The organism is Chryseotalea sp. WA131a (assembly GCA_025370075.1).
In the GTDB taxonomy this organism is placed as follows: Bacteria; Bacteroidota; Bacteroidia; order Cytophagales; family Cyclobacteriaceae; genus ELB16-189.
Genome location: CP073016.1, coordinates 1,459,325 through 1,479,240 on the forward strand (window position 1 = coordinate 1,459,325; position 19,916 = coordinate 1,479,240).

Annotated in this window: 16 protein-coding genes and 1 pseudogene; 5 read left to right on the forward strand and 12 right to left on the reverse strand. The window is 42.3% G+C overall.

Annotated elements, in window-relative coordinates:
• Positions 1-19: 19 nt before the first annotated feature.
• The 5 genes from KA713_06580 to KA713_06600 all read right to left on the reverse strand — a co-directional run bounded on the left by KA713_06580 (position 20) and on the right by KA713_06600 (position 4,570).
• The gene (locus tag KA713_06580) at positions 20-1,081 is read right to left on the reverse strand and encodes an efflux RND transporter periplasmic adaptor subunit (GenBank protein UXE68241.1); all 1,062 of its coding nucleotides are present in this window, start codon (positions 1,079-1,081) and stop codon (positions 20-22) included.
• Between the two features lie 12 nt (positions 1,082-1,093).
• On the reverse strand, positions 1,094-2,452 hold the full coding sequence (locus KA713_06585) for a TolC family protein (GenBank protein UXE68242.1): 1,359 nt from the start codon (positions 2,450-2,452) through the stop codon (positions 1,094-1,096).
• Between the two features lie 42 nt (positions 2,453-2,494).
• Positions 2,495-3,133, reverse strand: coding sequence for a TetR/AcrR family transcriptional regulator (locus KA713_06590; GenBank protein UXE68243.1), 639 nt, complete (start codon positions 3,131-3,133; stop codon positions 2,495-2,497).
• 113 nt (positions 3,134-3,246) lie between these two features.
• Positions 3,247-3,999 (reverse strand): tetratricopeptide repeat protein, encoded by a 753-nt coding sequence (locus KA713_06595; protein UXE68244.1) that lies wholly within the window; start codon positions 3,997-3,999, stop codon positions 3,247-3,249.
• Between the two features lie 79 nt (positions 4,000-4,078).
• Positions 4,079-4,570, reverse strand: a complete 492-nt coding sequence (locus KA713_06600) for a hypothetical protein (protein UXE68245.1) — start codon at positions 4,568-4,570, stop codon at positions 4,079-4,081.
• Positions 4,571-4,810: 240 nt separating this feature from the next.
• Between KA713_06600 and dinB the strand changes: the two genes are divergently transcribed.
• From dinB to KA713_06615, 3 genes and pseudogenes are all read left to right on the forward strand, one after another.
• Positions 4,811-6,019: a DNA polymerase IV gene (gene dinB / locus KA713_06605; GenBank protein UXE68246.1), complete on the forward strand. Its 1,209-nt coding sequence runs from the start codon at positions 4,811-4,813 to the stop codon at positions 6,017-6,019.
• Positions 6,020-6,118: 99 nt separating this feature from the next.
• Positions 6,119-6,641, forward strand: a pseudogene (locus tag KA713_06610) (transposase).
• 171 nt (positions 6,642-6,812) lie between these two features.
• Positions 6,813-9,914 carry a DNA polymerase III subunit alpha gene (locus tag KA713_06615; GenBank protein ID UXE68247.1) on the forward strand — a complete coding sequence of 1,034 codons (3,102 nt, stop codon included), beginning with the start codon at positions 6,813-6,815 and terminating at the stop codon, positions 9,912-9,914.
• A 355-nt stretch (positions 9,915-10,269) separates the two neighbouring features.
• On the opposite strand, the gene KA713_06620 is transcribed toward KA713_06615, so the two are convergent.
• The 3 genes from KA713_06620 to KA713_06630 form a co-directional block, all read right to left on the reverse strand.
• Positions 10,270-13,029, reverse strand: a complete 2,760-nt coding sequence (locus tag KA713_06620; GenBank protein UXE68248.1) for a DNA gyrase/topoisomerase IV subunit A — start codon at positions 13,027-13,029, stop codon at positions 10,270-10,272.
• Positions 13,030-13,056: 27 nt separating this feature from the next.
• Positions 13,057-14,940 carry a type IIA DNA topoisomerase subunit B gene (locus tag KA713_06625; GenBank protein ID UXE68249.1) on the reverse strand — a complete coding sequence of 628 codons (1,884 nt, stop codon included), beginning with the start codon at positions 14,938-14,940 and terminating at the stop codon, positions 13,057-13,059.
• Positions 14,941-15,146: 206 nt separating this feature from the next.
• Complete coding sequence (locus tag KA713_06630; GenBank protein UXE68250.1) at positions 15,147-15,578, reverse strand: hypothetical protein; 432 nt, start codon at positions 15,576-15,578, stop codon at positions 15,147-15,149.
• 216 nt (positions 15,579-15,794) lie between these two features.
• Here KA713_06630 and KA713_06635 point away from each other — a divergent pair, with 216 nt between their 5' ends.
• Positions 15,795-16,097 (forward strand): hypothetical protein, encoded by a 303-nt coding sequence (locus KA713_06635; protein UXE68251.1) that lies wholly within the window; start codon positions 15,795-15,797, stop codon positions 16,095-16,097.
• Between the two features lie 45 nt (positions 16,098-16,142).
• Here the strand turns inward: KA713_06635 and KA713_06640 are convergent, their stop codons facing one another.
• On the reverse strand, positions 16,143-16,553 hold the full coding sequence (locus tag KA713_06640; GenBank protein ID UXE68252.1) for a hypothetical protein: 411 nt from the start codon (positions 16,551-16,553) through the stop codon (positions 16,143-16,145).
• A gap of 151 nt (positions 16,554-16,704) precedes the next feature.
• Between KA713_06640 and KA713_06645 the strand changes: the two genes are divergently transcribed.
• Positions 16,705-17,592: a 3-hydroxybutyryl-CoA dehydrogenase gene (locus tag KA713_06645; GenBank protein ID UXE68253.1), complete on the forward strand. Its 888-nt coding sequence runs from the start codon at positions 16,705-16,707 to the stop codon at positions 17,590-17,592.
• A gap of 331 nt (positions 17,593-17,923) precedes the next feature.
• Here the strand turns inward: KA713_06645 and KA713_06650 are convergent, their stop codons facing one another.
• The 3 genes from KA713_06650 to KA713_06660 all read right to left on the reverse strand — a co-directional run bounded on the left by KA713_06650 (position 17,924) and on the right by KA713_06660 (position 19,816).
• Positions 17,924-18,223, reverse strand: a complete 300-nt coding sequence (locus tag KA713_06650; protein ID UXE68254.1) for a hypothetical protein — start codon at positions 18,221-18,223, stop codon at positions 17,924-17,926.
• Positions 18,223-18,435 (reverse strand): hypothetical protein, encoded by a 213-nt coding sequence (locus KA713_06655; GenBank protein ID UXE68255.1) that lies wholly within the window; start codon positions 18,433-18,435, stop codon positions 18,223-18,225. The genes KA713_06650 and KA713_06655 overlap by 1 nt, the downstream gene beginning before the upstream one ends.
• Before the next feature lie 124 nt (positions 18,436-18,559).
• A complete protein-coding gene (locus KA713_06660; GenBank protein ID UXE68256.1) occupies positions 18,560-19,816 on the reverse strand; it encodes a tetratricopeptide repeat protein in 1,257 nt (418 codons plus the stop codon).
• Between the last annotated feature and the right edge of the window lie 100 nt (positions 19,817-19,916).

Below are 19,916 nucleotides of genomic sequence, written 5' to 3' on the forward strand. Positions count from 1 at the left end.
GGCTGAATAATTTTAGAAATTAATTTTTGGCAATGCTGACAACAGAATTTTCTGTTAAGAAGGCAGAGCCAGCTTCCACAACTTGGGTGATATTCTCTAAGCCAGCAGCAATAAATGCTTTCTTATTTTCTAAGTAGGCAACTTGCACCGTCACTTTCTTCACCGATTTATTATCCGATTGAACAACAAACACACTGGCTGTTTTTCCTTGCCCTTCCACCAATGACTCAATCGGCACACTCCACAGTTTTTGCTTACTGGATGGTTGGATTTTGACTTTTGCAAAAAGTCCAGATGCCAACTTTTTCCCATCTGCATTTATTTTTACTTCGGCTTGGTATAAACCTGTTACCAATTCCGAACCTTCGTTAACGGCCGTCAATTCACCCTGCAATTCCGTGTTTGGATACGCATCTGTGGTAATGGTTACTTTGTCTCCCGTCTTCACGCGCACCCAATCCACATCAGGCAAACCAACTTTAACTATCCAGTTGTTTTGCGCAGATGTGTTGACCACTAACACGGGCACGCCTGGAGAAGCCAACTCGCCTTCGTTCAAATATTTTTTAATCACTCGGCCCGAAGCCAATGCATGAATGGTAGAATATTGTTTGTTGAAAGAAGCAATACGATAACTTTCTTGCGATACATTGAAAGCAGTTTGGAGGTTTTGGATTTGCTCCAGCGTGGCAGCCGAATCTTTGAACAAGCGTTGACCGCGCTCGAAATCGCGCGTGGCTTTTTCCATCGCATTTTTCGCTTGGCTCACTTGCGCATCTATTTCGGTTAAATCGAGCGAAGCCAGCAACTGGCCTTTGGTAATGGCATCGCCTTCTTTCACATAAATTTTGGTGATGATGCCCGGCACTTTAAATGAAAGTCGCGATTCGGTTTCGGTGCTGATTAAACCAGAACTAATGACGGGCAGACTGTATTCGTCTTGCTCTACGTTTACCAGTTTGACTGCAATGGCCGAGTCGTCCACTACCGACTTTGCGGTTTCTTTCTTTTCACCACTGCAAGCAAAAAACAACGCAGCCAGTGAAACCGGGACTAATAAAAGGAAGTAGTTCTTTTTCATAAAAATTGAAGATTATAAGTTCGATAATGTTTTATGTAAGGCTGCCTCTTTACGAAGCAGTTCGTAATAATTGATGGATTGCGTTAAACTAGAAGTAGTTAATTTATTTTGCGCATCTAAGTATTCCAATAAAATCGCTTGGCCTTCATTGTACTTGCTACGGATAATTTGGAACGATTTTTCGGTACTGCGCACGCCACTTTGCGAGGAGGCCAACGCTTGGCGCGATGTTTCTAATTCATAATAAGCTTGAATGACTTGCAACTCAATCTGCTTTTTCAATTGCTGCATTTTGTTTTCCAGCACCGATTGATCGATGCGGGCTTGTTGCACGCGCATGCGTTTTTCTCCGCCTTTAAAAATATCCCAACTCAGACCAAACTGCACTAAATAAAATTGTTGGGGCTGGTCGAACTTGTATTGAAAACCTTGGTAACCAATATCGCCCACGGCATTTATCTTGGGCAACCAAGCATTTCCCTTTTGTAGACCTACTAATTCTTCGTTGGCTCGCATGCCTCCTTCTAGTTGTTTTACTTCTTGTCTGTTTTTGATGGCTTCATCTGTAAGGTCATTCAAATTTTGATTGACTTGAGCTGTTGAAACCATCGTAGTGTCTTTGATGATAGGGGCTTCCAACTCGCGATTCAACAAAAAATTAAAATAGGAACGTGCCACTTGGTTGTTCTTTTGGTTTTCCGCAATCTGTTGATCGATTTTGCTGAGTTCATATTCGGTAGACAGCACCACATCTTTGGTAGCTTTGGCATTAGCCACCAAGCGAGTATTTATTTTAAGTAATTCCTGTAAAAGAATTTTTGTTTTGTTCAATATGGTTAACGCCTCTTCACTTTGTAGGTATTGATAGTAAGCAGAAGTAATGTTGTATTTCAGTTCGTTTTGATAAACATTTTTTTGTGCTTGCTGCACGGTGATCAATTCTTTTTGCGCTTTGTAGTTGAAATAAATTTCAGGGTTGAAAAGTGGTTGGATTACGCGCAGTTTTGTTTCGTGAAAATTATTGGGTAAGAATTGTTCGTTCACATTGGCGATCTGCGGAAATGCCGAAGTGCCTGTCAGTTGATTTAAGGTCGTATATACGGGATTTAACAAGTCGCCTACCGGAAACTGAATCTTACGACCACCGCCCGCCAGCGTATAATTAGCAACGGCCGAGATCTGTGGCATAAATAAGGCGCGAGCCAAGCCGAGGTTATCTACACTCTTCTCATAATTCAATTGCTCTTGCTGCAATTGCAAGTTGCTCTTCAGGCCTTCCTGAATGTATTGATCTAAAATGGAGGATTGAGCCAATAGCTGCAGACTGACTATCAACAGCACGAATGTAAAAATGTAGCTTCTGGTATTCATCTTTAATTCACTTAATAGTGTTTAGTTGTATCTTAAATTTCTTTAGTCCTTCAATCGCTCCATCATCGCTTGAAACGTGTGGTAAGTGTTTTTCATAATTTCATCAACCACCAGTTGGTTATCGCGGGCTTCTTTTACATGCGATATATGTTTACTAATACCCAATGCGCATAAGCCGTGAATAAAGCTCCAGATCAACATGGCCATGTTTTGTGTATCAAGGCCAACAAAGTATCCTTGCTGTTGACAACCTTTCACTGTTTGCAAGAGCACATCAAATGCACGATCACCCTCCGTCCAGTGGTCATCCAAACAAGTGGCTAAATGTTCCATGGGTTCTGTTCGAATGAACAACAAATCATATACTTCAGGATTGGAGGTAGCAAATTGAATGTAAGCCTTGCCCATTTCGTTCAGTCGCTCAAACGGATTGGCAATTTGTGTAAGCGGCTGAAATGACTGATTCAACATACCAAAACCTTGCTTATGCAATGCATGGAAGATTTCGTTCTTGTCTTTGAAGTAGAGATAGATAGTGGCGGGGCTGTACTCAATGGCCTCGGCAATATTTCGTATGCTGATTTGGTCGAAACCCTTGGCCAAAAAAAGTTGGTGGGCAGATTTTAAAATCTGGTCCCGCATTTCTTGGCGGTCTCGTTCTTTGCGCTCTTTCACTCCCATGGTGCAAGTATACGGGAGATTTATAAACAGTGTTTAGTAAAATAACAATGATTAGTAAAAAATTTTTAAGTTATTGATTATCAATAAAATTAATTTTTAAATTACTTTGAAATTTACCGAGATAGGTCTGTGTCACTCGGGAGCTTGCTCTCCAGATTTACAATATCAGATAAATAAATCTGCCCAAACACCTCAACATAGGGTCGGTGCATGTAAGCATCTTTTTCGAATAGTAGCCTTGCTTTGGCGATATGCTCCTTGGCAAGAGCATGGTTGCCTGTTTGTAAGTTGATGACGGCTAAATGATAGTAGGCATCCGCTGATGAGGAATAATACTTCAGGCATTTTTCCAAATCGGATTTTGCCTTTTCATAATCTTCCATTTTGATATACACAATGGCGCGATGAACAAAGGCATTCACATCTACCCAATCTTCTCCGCTTTTGGCCGTTACTTCATTAATGTATCGTGTATAGTAATCCAATGCTTTCTCTTTTTCATTTAATTGGAAATAAGCAAGGCCTCGTTGGTAGTCAACACTCATGCTTTGCGGATAATCGGTAAAGTTGGGCGTTAGGGTGTCGGTGGCATTAAAATCTGCGATGGCCGATTCATAATCGCGATAGAAAAACAATTTCAGGTAACCGCGCCATCCTTGCCAAGCTACAGGGTCAAGCTCTACCGCTTTATCAAAAAGGGGTTTCCATTCATGGGGAAGGCCACGCTTAAGATAAGGTACAGAAAGCTCGCGCCAAGCAGCCGCATTATTCGGGTCTAATTGAAGAGCTGCCTCAATTAAATTCATACACGCTGGAGTTCCTTGTCCAAAATTCTTCTCGGCATTCTCCAAATACTCGACTGACATCTTTTTTCTTTCAACCGCTGAATAATCCTTATAGTCATCAGAAGGTTGACAACTTAAAAGAAAAAACAAGGGCAATAGATTAAGGCAAAATTTCGATGATCTTACCATCTTGTAATTTGTAGGTTATGTACATGTAATAATCTCTTGGCTCTTTCTCCCATACAAGTTGCTTCCAATCTTTCAATTCTTGTGTGATTGTAAACAAGTGCTGAACTAAATCTTGATTGAGTTGCTTTGGTTTAAAATCAAGGTCATTTTCAACAATTTGGTATCGCCCCGCCAGTCCTTTGCAATTTACCACAAAACGAAACGTCAAGTAGCCTGAATCATTTCCCTTGTAATTGTATTTTGTTTTTACAGAATCACGCAAAATATTTTTACCATGCTTGTATCCAGCATCTGGCTCTGAATTGTAGTATTCAAAAATCATATCGCTACAAGTTTTAAAATCTTTATCGCCCAATGAAGTAGCTGGGTCAATGTAGCCAACGCTGTGCAGGTACTTATTTTCCGCTTTCTTGCAAGAAACCGTTATAACTAACGCTAACCAAAACAACAATACTCTAGTCATCTACCAAAAATATGGATTAGGACTGGGATACAAGTAGCGGTACAGTGTTAATGATTCCTAAACTGCAAGACATTCAATTTGCCATTAAGCTTAGGCGAATAGAGCGAAGGCAGGGCACTAATCCAAAATAAATTTTATAATTATATAAGTAATTGATTATCAATATTTAGTATAATTTTCTAGTAATAATATCTAAAATTATTGTCATTATAATACTAAAATATTTAGTATTGCTGTACAATGGATCGCAGCATTATTCACATGGATTTGGACGCCTTTTTTGTGGCCGTTGAGCGAGCCAAAAACCCCCGACTAAACAAAGTGCCTCTTATTATTGGCGGTGCCAGCAGGCGCGGGGTGGTGGCGGCCTGCAGCTACGAAACACGCAAGTTTGGGGTACACTCGGCCATGCCCATGTATTTGGCATTGCAACTTTGCCCCGATGCAAAAGTGATTTCGGGCGATATGGAGGCCTACAGTCAATACTCCCATTTGGTTACCGAGGTAATTGCCGATCGGGCACCGCTTTTTGAAAAAGCTTCTATCGATGAGTTTTATATTGATGCCAGCGGCATGGATCGCTTCTTCGGCACATTTAAATGGTCGGTTGAGTTGCGCAAAAAAATCATCAAAGAAAGTGGCCTGCCCATCTCGATGGCCCTGTCGGTAAACAAGCTCGTATCAAAAGTAGCCACAGCCGAGTTTAAGCCAAATGCCGAAAAACAGATTTCGGCCGGGGCGGAAAAAGATTTTTTGGCTCCACTCTCCATCGAAAAAATTCCAATGGTAGGAAAGCAGACTTCTACTTTTCTCTACGACATGGGCGTGCGCACCGTGGCCACCTTACGGGAAATGCCCCTAAAATTTTTGACCAGTGCCTTTGGCAAAAATGGCATCAGTTTGTGGAACAAAGCACACGGCATTGACGACACGCCCGTGGTGTCATACACCGAACAAAAATCGATTTCCACTGAATCTACTTTTGAAACCGACACCATTGACGTGAAGCGGTTAAAATCCATTTTGATTGCGATGGTAGAGAAAGTAGCATTTCAACTGCGCGAGCAAAAAAAATTGACCTCGTGCATCACCGTAAAAATCCGTTACTCCAATTTTGATACCGAGACAAAGCAAATCCATGTCCCGTACACTTCATCAGACCACATTATTTTGCGCGTGACGCAAGAACTATTCGATAAACTCTACAACCGCAGAATGTTGATTCGCCTGGTAGGTGTTCGGCTAAGCAACCTTGTGCAGGGCAATCATCAAATCAGTTTGTTTGACGACACGGAAGAAGACATCAACCTATACGAGGCCATGGATTTTATCAAACACAAACATGGTGTAGAAAAATTGGTGCGCGCCACCACGCTTGATGTGAGCAAGCGCGTGCGGATGGAGATGAATATGTTTAAAGGAAAGGTGACGAAGAATTTGATGAACTAACCTCGGTCTGTGTCCTCACAGACCGAAACTTAAAAATGAATGATTATGATAAATCCATTGACAGAAAAAGAGATGAAATACGGTATCCGAAATTCAAAGATGCTGCTTGGCGAAGTCTATTTTTGGACAGATACCATCAAAGATTGGAAGTGCTTGCTTAAAGAAGAATCATATAAAAGCACAATCATTAATTGTTGGAAGGAATTAGTGAATCGAAATAAAATAATCATCTATGGCTTTGTTATTATGCCCAATCATTTGCACATCATTTGGGAGATGATTGGAATGAATGGAAAAGAAATGCCCCATGCCAGTTTCAATAAATTTACCAGCCATCAATTTTTAAAAGCACTTCGCGCAAAGGATTCTCCCTGTTTGTTAGATTATGTCGAAAACGATAAGGAGAGAAAGCATCGATTTTGGCAACGCGATCCTTTGGCTGTGTGCATGGACTCACAAGGAAAAGTAGAGCAAAAATTGGACTACCTCCACCTCAATCCCTTACAAGAGCATTGGAACTTTGGCTAGCAAGCCAGAAGATTACAAATGGTCTTCGGCAAAATTTTATGAGACTGGAATCGATGAATTTAATATAACCACCGATTACAGAAAGCGATTTTGATAATTTCGGTCTGTGAGGACACAGACCGAGGAATAGAGTAGCGGCTTGATCCAAACATCAAATCGGCCATCGGCACAAGTAAATTAAATTCGATCTGTGCCCTCACGTTGAAACAGACCAACGAGATTGAAATTTTCAAATCAACGCATTTTCAAATCTTCAAATTGCATCATGTACCTCAACTGCCACACGGGCTTCAGTTTTAAATACGGCACGCTGCCGATCAAAACGCTTTTTGAGGAAGCTAGGCGTTGTGGCGTTCACAAACTAGCACTTACCGAAATCAATAATGTGTCTTCGTATTTGGAGATGCTGCGCCTGTGCCATGAAAACTATCCGCAAGAAAATGGGCTTACGAAATACGGAAAGCCAGCGCACCGGTTGAGTATAGCCGTAGGCATCGACTTTCGTTCAGACATCAAATCGGCCACACCCGATTACATTGCCATCGCCAAAAACAATAAAGGCTTTGAGGTCATCAACCGATTTTTGTCTTTTCATAACCGCGAAGCAAAAATATTGCCTACGCGCGCGCCCGAGTTTGATCAAGTACTTGTCATTTATCCGTTTGGCAAAATCGAACCCGACCAACTGAAAGCCAACGAATACATTGGCGTGGCCTTACATGATTTACATGCCTTTACTATGCATCCACAGCGCGAAGACTATGCATACAAATTTGTGGCGTTGCACCCCGTTACTTTTCTTCCGCCCGAGCGCGCTGTACAACCAAAAACAAAAAAAGAGAAAATCATTTACCGCGATCACAACACCCATCGCTTGCTGCGGTGCATTGCGCACAACACCTTGTTAAGCAAATTGCCCGAACACTTTCAGGCGCACAAAGAAGAGTACATGCTGCCCGAAGAGGAATTGAAAAAACAGTTTGAGCATTTTCTTGATCTCGTTCTCAATGCTCAATCGCTGCTCGATCAATGTTCGATAGAGTGCGCTTTGGGCGAAGACAAAAACAAAAAATTCTTTACGCACAGTCAAAAAGAAGATCTAAAATTTTTGAGAGCCGAAACCGCCAAAGGCTATGCGTGGCGTTTTGGCAACAATCTTTCCGTTTGGGAGTCGCACATCGAAAAAGAACTTCGCATCATTGCCAAAAAAGGCTTCACCGCCTATTACCTGATCGCCTATGACTTGGTTCGTTTTGCAAAAAAGAACGGCTACGATTTTGTGGGGCGCGGCAGTGGCGCCAACAGCACGGTAGCCTATTGCCTCGGAATCACCAATGTAGACCCCATTGAATTGGATTTGTACTTTGAACGTTTTCTGAACGAAGAACGCGTATCGCCTCCTGATTTTGATATTGACTTTTCGTGGGACAACCGCGATGCCGTGTACGAATATTTTTTCAACAAATACGGCTACGACCATGTTTGTCTGTTGGGCACGCACGTCACCTACCAAGGTAAATCCATTATTCGCGAATTGGGCAAAGTATTTGGCTTGCCTAAAGAAGAAATTGACCAACTGGTAGAAGGCCGCAAACAAGACATGGAGCGCGACCACATCGCACAAAAGGTAATGGGCTATGCGGATTACATTGTCGCCAAAGAACTGCCTGCCAATATTTCCATTCACGCGGGCGGTGTACTCATCACCGAAAAATCAATTTATCAATATACAGCCACCGAGTTCCCACCTAAAAGTTTGCCCGTATCGCAATTTGAAATGCATGCGGCCGAAGACTTCGGGCTTTACAAATTTGATATTTTAAGTCAGCGCGGGCTGGGCCATATCAAAGATGCCGTGCGGTTGGTGAAGAAAAATAAATCGATTGATGTAGATGTGCATCAGTTCAAAGAATTTAAGAAAGACGAAAAAATCAAAGACCTGATGCGCAACAGCAAGGCCATGGGTTGCTTTTATGTGGAGTCGCCCGCGATGCGCATGCTGTTGGGCAAGTTGCGTTGCTCCGATTACCTCACGCTGGTGGCGGCCAGTTCCATCATTCGGCCGGGTGTTTCCAGTTCGGGCATGATGAAGGCCTACATCGAGCGATTTCACATCACACAAAAAGGAGGCACGTATGAATCGATTCACCCCATCATGGATGATCTGATGCGCGAAACCTATGGCGTGATGGTGTACCAAGAAGATGTGATTCGCGTGGCCCACCACTTTGCAGGGCTCACGCTTACTGAAGCCGATGTGTTGCGAAGAGGCATGTCGGGCAAGTACCGCTCGCGCGAAGAATTTCAGAGGGTGAAAGATCGCTTTTTTGAAGGATGCGCAGCGCGTGGCTACGGTCCAAAAGTCACCAACCGGGTTTGGTTTGAAATTGAAAGTTTTGCCGGCTACTCGTTTGCCAAAGGCCACTCGGCCAGCTATGCAGTGGAAAGTTACCAGAGCCTTTTTTTGAAGGCGCACTATCCGTTAGAGTTCATGGTGGGTGTGATCAATAATTTTGGTGGCTTCTACCGAACGGAGTTTTATTTTCACGAAGCCCGAATGAACGGTGGAAAAATAAACGCACCGTGTGTCAACCACAGCGAATACCTCACCACCATCGAGGGCGATGAAATCTACATTGGCTTCATCCACCTCAAAAGTTTAGAATCAAAAGTAGCGCAGGCCATTCCGCACGAGCGGCAAAAAAAAGGTACATATAAAAGTTTAGACAATTTTCTACGGAGAAATCCGGGCATTGGGTTGGAGCAATTGCGAATACTGATTCGCTTGGGGTCTTTCCGCTTTACGGGAAAAACCAAACAACAACTCTTGTGGGAATCGATGCTCTACTTCAGCAGTACAAAATCGAAACCCACCACCACCATTGATTTGTTTGATACCGAGCCTAAGGAATTTCCATTGCCCGAATTAAAACATAATCCGTTAGAAGATGCCTTCGATGAAATTGAACTGCTGGGGTTTCCGCTATGTAATCCATTTGATTTGCTGGCCACCCAAAATTATGGAGACACGCGCGCGGTTGAGCTTACCACGAAAAAGGGAAAACAGGTTTGCATGGTAGGATACATCGTGACCACCAAAAGTGCTTCCACCATGAAGACAAAAGAACACATGGCATTCGGCACTTTTTACGATGTGGAGGGTAACGTTTTTGATACCGTGCACTTCCCCGATTCCGCACGCAAGTTTCCCTTTCGGGGAAGAGGGTTTTATGAGCTGAAAGGTAAGGTGACCGAAGATTTTGGAGTGTATATGCTAGAGGTACACGGGATGGACAAGCTGCCCATGGTGAGCAAACGAGCCGATCAGGCAATGGCCGAGGTGATGGATGCGAGGCCAGGTTCTTAATCCCAGATTTTGGGTTCAACCGCTTTGCGTTAGAGAGTTGGCTTGAGCAGGAAGCTCAAAAATGGGTGTTACAAATGTCGATACCACTCAAAAGAAGACAATGGTATGATTGCCTATTTTCAAACATTAAACCTACATTATGCATTAGAGAATTTCAATCATCATGTAAATTGATGAAAATGAGCACCTCGCAGCAAGTTTTATTCTAAACCTTTCTAATGCTATGCATTAGAACTTAAGTTATTGATTCTCCTGAAGAAAAAAGTACCTTGAAATTAAAACCAAGTTGATAATTATAAATCCAAATCCACCGTTTCACCAGGCGTGTAGCCCTTGTCGTCCTCCTTCTTTGGCTTTACCTCTTTTTCTTCTTTGCCTTCGCTGAAGAGGTCTGCTTGTTTGACCTCTTTGGTTGGGGCTTTTGCTTTTGGGGGCTGACCGTTGACGAGCGGCCCTTGGGGCTTTTCCTTTGGCTCCCCGAAGAGGGCTGTTTGTCCGTCTTCTTCAACAACTGGCTCTTCGTCAAGGATTTTTTTTTTCCCCGATTGCTATCGGGGTCAGTACCCTTGTCGGTTCCGGTCGCCTCGTCATCGTCTGGGCTGGCTGAAGCATCTTCAGGCTCTTCCAATGGCTTGACCTTGGTTACTTTGTATTGCGAGAGTCGGTTGCCCAGTGCTTTCCATCCCTTTACATCTACAATCTCTTCCAAATTCACCACTTCACTTTCTTTCTCCTTGCCTTTTCCTTTCACCATTTCAATTTCAACCTCTGGTGTTTCGGCCGTAGTGACAAATTCCAATCGAGAACCAATGCCTTCGCTGATAAATCCAAATTCTTTATCGGGAGTGGTGGTCTCAATCAAAAAGCGCTTTACAAAATGCTGCTTGCTCTCACCATCCCAATAAATGGCTGAGATTACTTTTTTTGGATTGAATTTCTCTACCAAAATGGTTTTCTCAGGTTCGTAGCGATTGGTGGTTTCAAAACTTGTAATCTTATAATTGCCACTGGAGGTAATGGCGATGATTTTATCTTCACCATCAAATTTGTTGACGTATTTTCCACGCTCATCTTTATTCAGTCGGCCGGAGGCTTGGTCGAACCACAACTTTAATCCACTCAGGGTTGACCCTCTGCTCTCTTTAAAATCCACTTTACGCACAGGGTATTTCGTAATGGTATTGCCACGCGCGCCTCGTCCCTTGATTTCCAATTCCGAAAAATCGAAATCAAAAATCTTCTTGCGGGCTGAGCTTGACTGACTCAATTTCACTTCTACTACTTCGGCTTCACCATTTGGGTTGGCACTGAGGTAATGAACTTTGCTGTTTGGATTGCCTTGGTCCAAATCATATTCTTTGTCGCGGGTAATGGCAGGCATGGCAAAACGTTTCGCAAAGGTGGCTCCGCTTTTTCCATCGCTGTAAATTAAATTGTAAATCATGCGCTCATCGCCCTTTCGCCAAATGCCAACGTGCAAAATATCTTTGCCCATAAAAACTTTTTCGTTGATGCGGCTTACTTTGGCTTTGCCATCTCTGCGGATAACAATCACATCGTCCAGCTCCGAACAGTCGGCAATAAATTCATCTTTTTTTAATCCCCACCCAATAAAACCATCTTCGCGATTGACATACAATTTTTGATTGTTGGCAATTACTTCTGTAGCGGCCACCGAAGTAAAACTCTTCAGCTCCGTTTTTCGCTCACGACCCTTGCCATATTTGTCTAATAAGTTCTGATAATAAGCTATGGCAAAATCGGTAAGGTGCTTTAAATGATGAAGGGTTTCTTTCAACTCCTTCTCTAAATCGCGCATCACCTCATCGGCCTTAAACGAATCGTATTTTGAAATGCGCTTGATGCGAATTTCCAACAACCGAAGAATATCATCACGGGTAATCTCGCGATAGAACTGCTTTTTGAAAGGCTTCAATCCTTTGTCAACAGTACTGATTACCTCTTCAAATGTGTCAATTTCTTCAATGGAGCGATAGATTCTTTTCTCGATGAAGATTTTCTCAAGTGACGAAAACAAAATCTTCTCCATCAACTCGCTCTTCTTTATTTCGAGCTCTTGTTTGAGCAGTTTCACCGTTTGTTCGGTGTTGTATTTTAAAATTTCATTCACCTTCATGAAGTGTGGCTTATCTTCCACAATCACGCAGGCGTTGGGTGATATTGAAACTTCGCAATCGGTAAACGCATACAGCGCATCAATAGCAATTTCTGGTGAAATGCCGGGTTGCAAGCTTACCGCGATCTCCACATCCTTGGCGGTATTGTCCACCACTTGCTTCACTTTGATTTTTCCCTTCTCACTTGCCTTCACAATGGAATCCATCAACGATGCTGTGGTTGTTCCAAACGGTATCTCGCGGATGACCAACGTTTTCTTATCAACGATTTCAATCTTGGCGCGTACTTTTACCTTACCTCCTCGATAGCCTTGGTCGTATTCGACTACATCAGCAATGCCACCTGTCGGGAAGTCAGGATAAATTTTTGGGTTTTTGCCCTTCAAGACATCGATGGAAGCTTTTATCAACTCACAAAAATTATGAGGAAGGAGTTTTGTTGACAGCCCCACAGCAATACCTTCTACTCCCTGTGCCAACAACAACGGAAATTTTACCGGCAGCGTAACGGGTTCTTTCTTTCTTCCATCGTAGGATAGTTGCCACTCCGTTGTTTGTGGATTGTACACCACATCCAATGCGAATTTGGAAAGGCGAGCTTCAATGTAGCGAGGAGCCGCAGCACTATCACCCGTGCGCACATCGCCCCAGTTACCTTGCGTATCCAACAATAAATCCTTCTGACCAATGTTTACAATCGCTTCACCAATGGCAGCATCACCGTGGGGATGATATTGCATGGTGCTACCAATTACGTTGGCCACCTTGTTGAAACGGCCATCGTCCATTTCTTTAATGGCATGGGCAATTCTGCGTTGCACGGGTTTCAGACCATCTTCAATGCGCGGTACCGCACGCTCTAAAATTACATACGAGGCGTAATCCAAAAACCAGTTTTCGTACATGCCATCAATGGCGATGGAGTGCACGTTGCCATCTTTATCTGTTGTTTCGTTGGGTATTTGCTTCTTAGCCATTCTTCCGTTCAATTAAAATCCTAAATACTATTCTTCAATCGCCACTACCTCTTCCTTGGTCTCTACTTTATCCAATTCTATTCTCAAATTATCAATAATAAAATCTTGTCGATCGGGAGTGTTTTTGCCCATGTAGAATTCCAATAACTTGGCGAGGTGACTTTCCTTATTTAACAACACGGGTTGCAAGCGGATGCTTTCGCCAATGAACGTTCCAAATTCATCAGGGGAAATTTCACCCAAACCTTTGAATCGAGTAATCTCAGGCTTACTGCCCAGTTTGGCAACAGCCGCTTGCTTTTCTTCTTCGCTGTAGCAATAAATGGTTTCCTTTTTATTCCGCACCCGGAACAGCGGAGTTTCTAACACATATACGTGGTTGGCTTTCACCAAATCCGGGAAGAACTGCAAAAAGAACGTCATCAACAACAAGCGAATATGCATACCATCCACATCAGCATCCGTGGCGATGATTACTTTGTTATAACGAAGTCCATCCAATCCATCTTCAATATTGAGTGCGTGTTGAAGCAGATTGAATTCTTCGTTTTCGTAAACCACTTTTTTAGTGAGGGAGTAGCAATTCAATGGCTTTCCGCGCAAGCTGAATACGGCTTGGGTTTCTACATTGCGCGATTTGGTAATGGAGCCGCTGGCCGAATCCCCTTCTGTAATAAAAATCATCGATTCGGTTCCCTTCTCTCCTTTAGCGTCATCAAAATGAAAGCGGCAATCGCGAAGTTTTTTGTTATGAAGGTTTGCTTTCTTGGCGCGCTCGTTGGCCAATTTTTTGATCCCAGCAATTTCTTTACGTTCTCGCTCCGATTGCAAAATTCTCTTTTGCAGTGCATCTGCAGCGGTTGGGTTTTTGTGGAGAAAAATCTCCAGTTCCTTCGCTACAAAATCGCCCACAAAATTCTTAACACTCGCCCCGCCTTCTGGCGCCATGTTGATGGAACCAAGTTTGGTTTTGGTCTGTGACTCAAACACAGGCTCTTGTACGCGCACCGCAATCGCCCCTACGATGCTGGCCCGTATATCGGCCGCATCAAAATCTTTTTTGTAGAAATCGCGCACGCCACGCACAAGGCCTTCGCGGAAAGCGGCCAAGTGCGTGCCTCCTTGTGTGGTGTTTTGTCCGTTTACGTAACTATAATACTCTTCGCCATATTGATTGCCATGCGTCAAGGCATATTCAATATCATCTCCTTTGCAGTGGATGATTGGGTAGCGAATTTCTTCGGCATCTGATTTCTGTTTCAATAGATCGAGCAGACCGTCCTTCGAATAGAATTTGCGACCGTTATAGTTAATGGTCAATCCCGCATTCAAGAACGCATAGTTCCACATCAAGTCATCCAAATACTCGGGGATGAAGTGATAGCTCTTAAACATCGTGTTGTCCGGCTCAAACTCCACCAGCGTTCCGTTCTTTTCATCGCTTTTGGTCACCTTCGGGTCGGCCGTTAGCACACCTTTTTTAAACTCCGCTAGTTTGGTTTGCCCATCGCGGAAAGCCTGGACTTTGAAATAGTTGGAGAGCGCATTCACGGCTTTGGTACCCACACCATTCAACCCCACTGATTTTTGAAACGCACCCGAATCGTACTTCGCGCCAGTATTGATTTTAGAAACCACATCTACCACCTTGCCGAGCGGAATACCGCGACCGTAGTCACGCACCATTACATGTTGGTCGGTAATTTTCACATCGATGGTTTTGCCGTAGCCCATCATGTGTTCGTCAATACAGTTGTCAATCACCTCTTTCACCAGCACATAAATGCCATCGTCTTTGGCCGAGCCATCGCCCAACTTGCCAATGTACATGCCGGGGCGCAAGCGAATGTGTTCGCGCCAGTCGAGCGACTTAATGCTCGACTCGTTGTATTCAATCGTGTCTTTAGCCATAAAATAAAATCGCGCAAAGTTGAAAAAATTCCGTTATCAGAAACGGGTGCTGAATAAAATCTATGTTAAAATTTTCAGCGCACCCAAGAACGTAATTTTTGTTTGCATTTCAATCCTTGCATTGAACGCATTACCTGCAAAAATTTATTAAATGAAGCATGCCAATTAATTGATAATCAAATGATAAAGGGGCACAAGTGAATTGCTTATTTAAAAAGATATTTTCTCGTTATAGAAAACAGTGGCCACGCCACCAACCAAGCAAGAATTAAAATCAAACTGCCATAGATAATAACGCCAATGCGCTGGTAGTCAAATTTTTCTGCGCTGTTGTAAAGGCTGATGTAGTTAATAGCAATCGTAAAAAAAATGTTGAACGTAATAATGAGACCATAAAACCAAACTTTAAATTCAGCTGCTGTGGCTGGATAAATCTTGTTTACCAAAAACACGAACAAGTTCATTATCACCACCATAGCGATAAACAAGTAGAACAACAATTCTTTAGAAAGTGTTAAAGGTTGGGTTGATTCATAAATGGTTACTGACTCGCCCAAGCCTGCATAGTTGTAAAAAAATACAGCCAAAAAAATAATCAACGAAAAGAACCAAACTGCCTTTGTAATCTTCAGTGCCATGTGTGTACTTTTGAATGCGACCACAAAGTAAACGCAAATACCTTGAACCTCCACCACCTCACCCCCGCAAAGTTCTCTCAAATAATTCTTGCGAAGACCCCCTCTCCGAATGGAGAGGGGGAAAAAACTTGTGCGTTCATAAATACAAAATGTTTTTGCAATCAAACAAAAGTCCTAGGCTTTGTTTTTCTTGTATTGATTTCTTGTGGCAAACCATTGCCCGCTTTTGATAACCTTGATTTAGAAAAATGGAGGAACGACAAAAACGGATGTCTCGGTGAACGGGCGTTAAATCTTAAATCTCTAACAAGCCAAAAAGATAAACTGAAAGGTCTCTCGCAAGATGCTATTGTAAAGCTCCTTGGCCGCCCCGACCAAAATGAGTTATACAAACGCAACCAAAAGTTTTTTCATTACTTGCTTACACCCGGCAAAGAGTGCGGCAGTGACTCGACTTCGCTAAAGTTATCGCTGCGATTTAATGCGATGGGGTTTGCGAAGGAGGTAGTGGTGGAGTAACAATCTATTCTAAATCCTGACTCTTATACTCTATCCGCTTTTTTTTTAGCTCATCAATGCATTCCGCTGAAAATCCTGTTTCTTCCTTTTGGCTTTTTCAATGTTGCTCCATAGGATATCTACTACGGCTTCTTTCTTTTTGTGATTAAAGGGATAAAGCAACGAAGGCTTAAAGTAAAATTTATCGCCAAACAATTCTTTTGCATATAAATCGACTTGATAGACTCCACCTAAGGAAATCAAGTTCACGTCTTTGATATTTTCAAGGGGAATTACCAAGTCGTGATTTTGTTGAATAACATACATAAAATCGGAATCAAACTCTACATGAAACACTCTTTTGTTAACCATCCACCAAATGTAAGCCAAATAGGAAAGGTTTAATGGCATAAACAAATGCGAAAGGCGTCCGTCCTCATTATATTCCACATAACCGAGCCAGAAAAGAGAACCCATCGCACAAACAATTAGGGTAGGTACGCTTCGTTTATAAAAAGCAAGATACCGTGTCGATAAATTTTTAATCCTTGATTTCTGTTTCTCGGGCATCCTTGAAATTCTATCTTTGCGCGTCAACAAAATTAAGTAAGTAATTTAACTCCTGTTTATGCAAAAAATTGCAGTCATTGGTTCGGGCACTATGGGCAACGGCATTGCGCACGTTTTTGCCCAAAATGGTTTCCAAGTTTCCATCATCGATCTTTCGGAAGATGCCTTGAAAAAGGCAATGGCGACCATCGACAAAAACCTTTCGCGCCAAGTAGAAAAAGGAACCATTACTGTTGATACAAAATCAAAAACATTGGCCAATCTTTCTACCACCACCTTCTTAAAAGAGGGGATTAAAGAAGTGGAGCTTGTGGTAGAGGCGGCTACCGAGAACATTGACCTAAAACTAAAAATCTTCAAAGATCTGGATGAGAACACCAAACCGGGAACAATCCTGGCTTCTAATACCTCTTCTATCTCCATTACCAAAATTGCTTCGGTAACAAAAAGTCCGGCCAACGTGATTGGCATGCACTTTATGAACCCGGTACCCATTATGAAGTTGGTGGAAGTCATTCGTGGCTACAGCACCAGCAACGAAACTACACAAACGATAATGGAACTTTCGAAAAAGCTGGGGAAAATTCCTGTGGAAGTAAACGATTACCCGGGATTTGTTGCCAACCGTATTTTGCTACCCATGATAAACGAAGCAATTTATTCTTTGTACGAAGGCGTAGCAGGCGTAGAAGAAATTGATACCGTGATGAAACTGGGTATGGCCCACCCCATGGGGCCGCTTCAATTGGCCGATTTTATTGGGTTAGACATCTGCTTGTCGATTTTGCGAGTATTGCAGGATGGCTTTGGCAACCCGAAGTACGCGCCATGTCCACTACTCGTGAATATGGTGCAAGCAGGTACAACGGGCGTAAAGTCAGGCTCTGGGTTTTATCAATACAAGGCTGGAAGCAAAGATTTGGTAGTGTCAGAAAAATTCAACTAAACAAGAGGCAGGAATCTCGTAACCTCTTGTTTTCTTTCTAGATTACTTTTTAACCTTATTCAAAAGTACATTTGGTAAATAATCTTCAAAACTGAACCGGTTAATGGATAAGTTTAGATCAAATTGCTTTTATGGCCGATGGGTTGCTCTGGCGCTATCAATTGCCGCAGAATCTTCTTTGAAATACTGCTTTTTAAGTCTCTCTTTTAGTTGCGATTTCGAACCCGGAAAAGTAGTACGGGAGCTAACATCGTAACTGAAGTAGACGACTCCTAGTAGGAAAAGTGCGCCTATGGCAAGGAATATTTTTTTTGATCTTGACATTAAAACACTATTTGTTAAAAGTGGTGATGGATTTCTCCAATTTCTTCTTCTTCGCAAACTTCAATGCCTCCGGATTGTCGGCAACCATATCTTCCAAATTGGTTTTGTTCAATGGAAGAATGGGTGCCCCCTCCCCTTTTTGAATGGCGATCAAACTGCCAGTACCTTTTTCCGCCAAATAAGAATAGCCATTGATCTTGCCCTTCACTGCCAGAAATAACCAACAACTATCAGTAGGCATTCCAGCTATTTTAAAACCTGCATCATCAATTCGGTAAATCTCTTTGGTGTCAATGGGTTTGATCACTACTTTTTTCTTATGATCTTCGTTTTGATCACATGGTTCTTTTCCGAAATATCAATTTTGGCTTTCACCAACACACTGCTATCGTTACTGAAAACGATTGTGAAAGGATATTTTACGCTCGGTGAAACTGGGCCACCATAGTACATTCTTGGTCTTGGCACCCATGTGGTGAATTGCACAGAGCCACGTGGGGTATTAATGGTGTTGTTCATGGGCATCATTTGAAGATGGAGTATTTTTCTTATTTATCCATGAACTCGCGCCATTGTTTTTAATAACTAGTTTTGAGTTTTTAGAGGTATCCCCGAGTTAATATTGAACAACTTCCTGTGAGAACTATAACATTTTCTCTCCTTTGCTTAGGCGCATGATGTTATTTTTAATATTGGTTCTGTTTCCTTCGTCCATGTCTAACTTTAGGGATTGCTCTAAAAGGTCTTTCGCTTTTTTAAGTTCGCCTTTCACACTATATACCCGCGCCAAACCTACCAATGTGACGTAGTTGCTTGAGTGCTTTCGGGCATTATGCTCAAAGATTTCTGTGGCCATATCAATTTTACCATCCCTTAAAAACGACCTCCCTAATCGGTGCAAATCCATGGCCGTTAAATTGCTGTTGTCCCAATAAGCTTTCAGAAACTTGATCGTTTCTGTGCTTGTCTTTTGATTCGTCATAATTCGCAAGCGAGCTTGAATCAAATCGAATGATATGTTATTGTCCAAAGCCTTATCGATTATTTTCAGAGCCTCATTGTAGTCTCCATTTCGATTTATCTTAGTGAAGGCTGCTTCTACATAGTCAGATGCAGAGGGCGTAGCTATTGAACTTAAATCAATTTCATAATTAGTTGACACCATCAATTCGTTCGCTACACTCTTTACATCCCCCATGGCTGCATCCGTTTTTTCATGCACAATGTATTCTTTCTTAACTACCTCGTAGGTACTCTTGTCAATGTATAGTTTCCCATCAGCTACGTTGCTACTATCCAAAGAGAAGACTGCTAGCTCATAACAATCAGCAATGTATTGGTCTGAAACTGCGATCTTAATCTCCCCAATGGTTTTCATTCTAAAAGGTCTAAAGAATTTTGGAGCCTCATCCAAATAGTTGAAATCAACCTGAAAATTTCGAGTGGGAGGATTATACCTCAAATAGAGTTCCAATCCTTCGAAGGAAGTAAATGTTAGCGGGTCACCTTTCCCAGCCTTTGGAAATAACTTACCAGTATTGTCAATCAGGGAGTCGCCTTTAACAGTAACCGAAAATACGAATTCACCGGAGGCTGCAGCAGCACTATCATACACAACAACAGGAACGTTATCTGTTACGGTTAATTTTACCACATGCCTATACGAAAAATAAGTTGCCGTTCGTATTTGATTGCGGTCGTAGCGTATCTCTTCATAAGTAAGTATATTGGCTTTCTTACTTAACTTCTTTTCAATGAAATATTCCACATTTGGATGATCGCCAAAGTGTTTGCCTAGATATCGTTTGGTTTCATTTTGGGCAAATAGACTTGATCCTGCGAGGGTGAGAGTAATGGCAATGAAATATTTTAACATCGGCTGTATTTTGTTTTTAATCATATTGTAAAATTATTTTAAAAGATTTGAATAGGAAAAAATATTCAACCCTTAATCTTGGATATTCAACAGTTAGGCATAAAACAATGAACGGTTGAGAAAA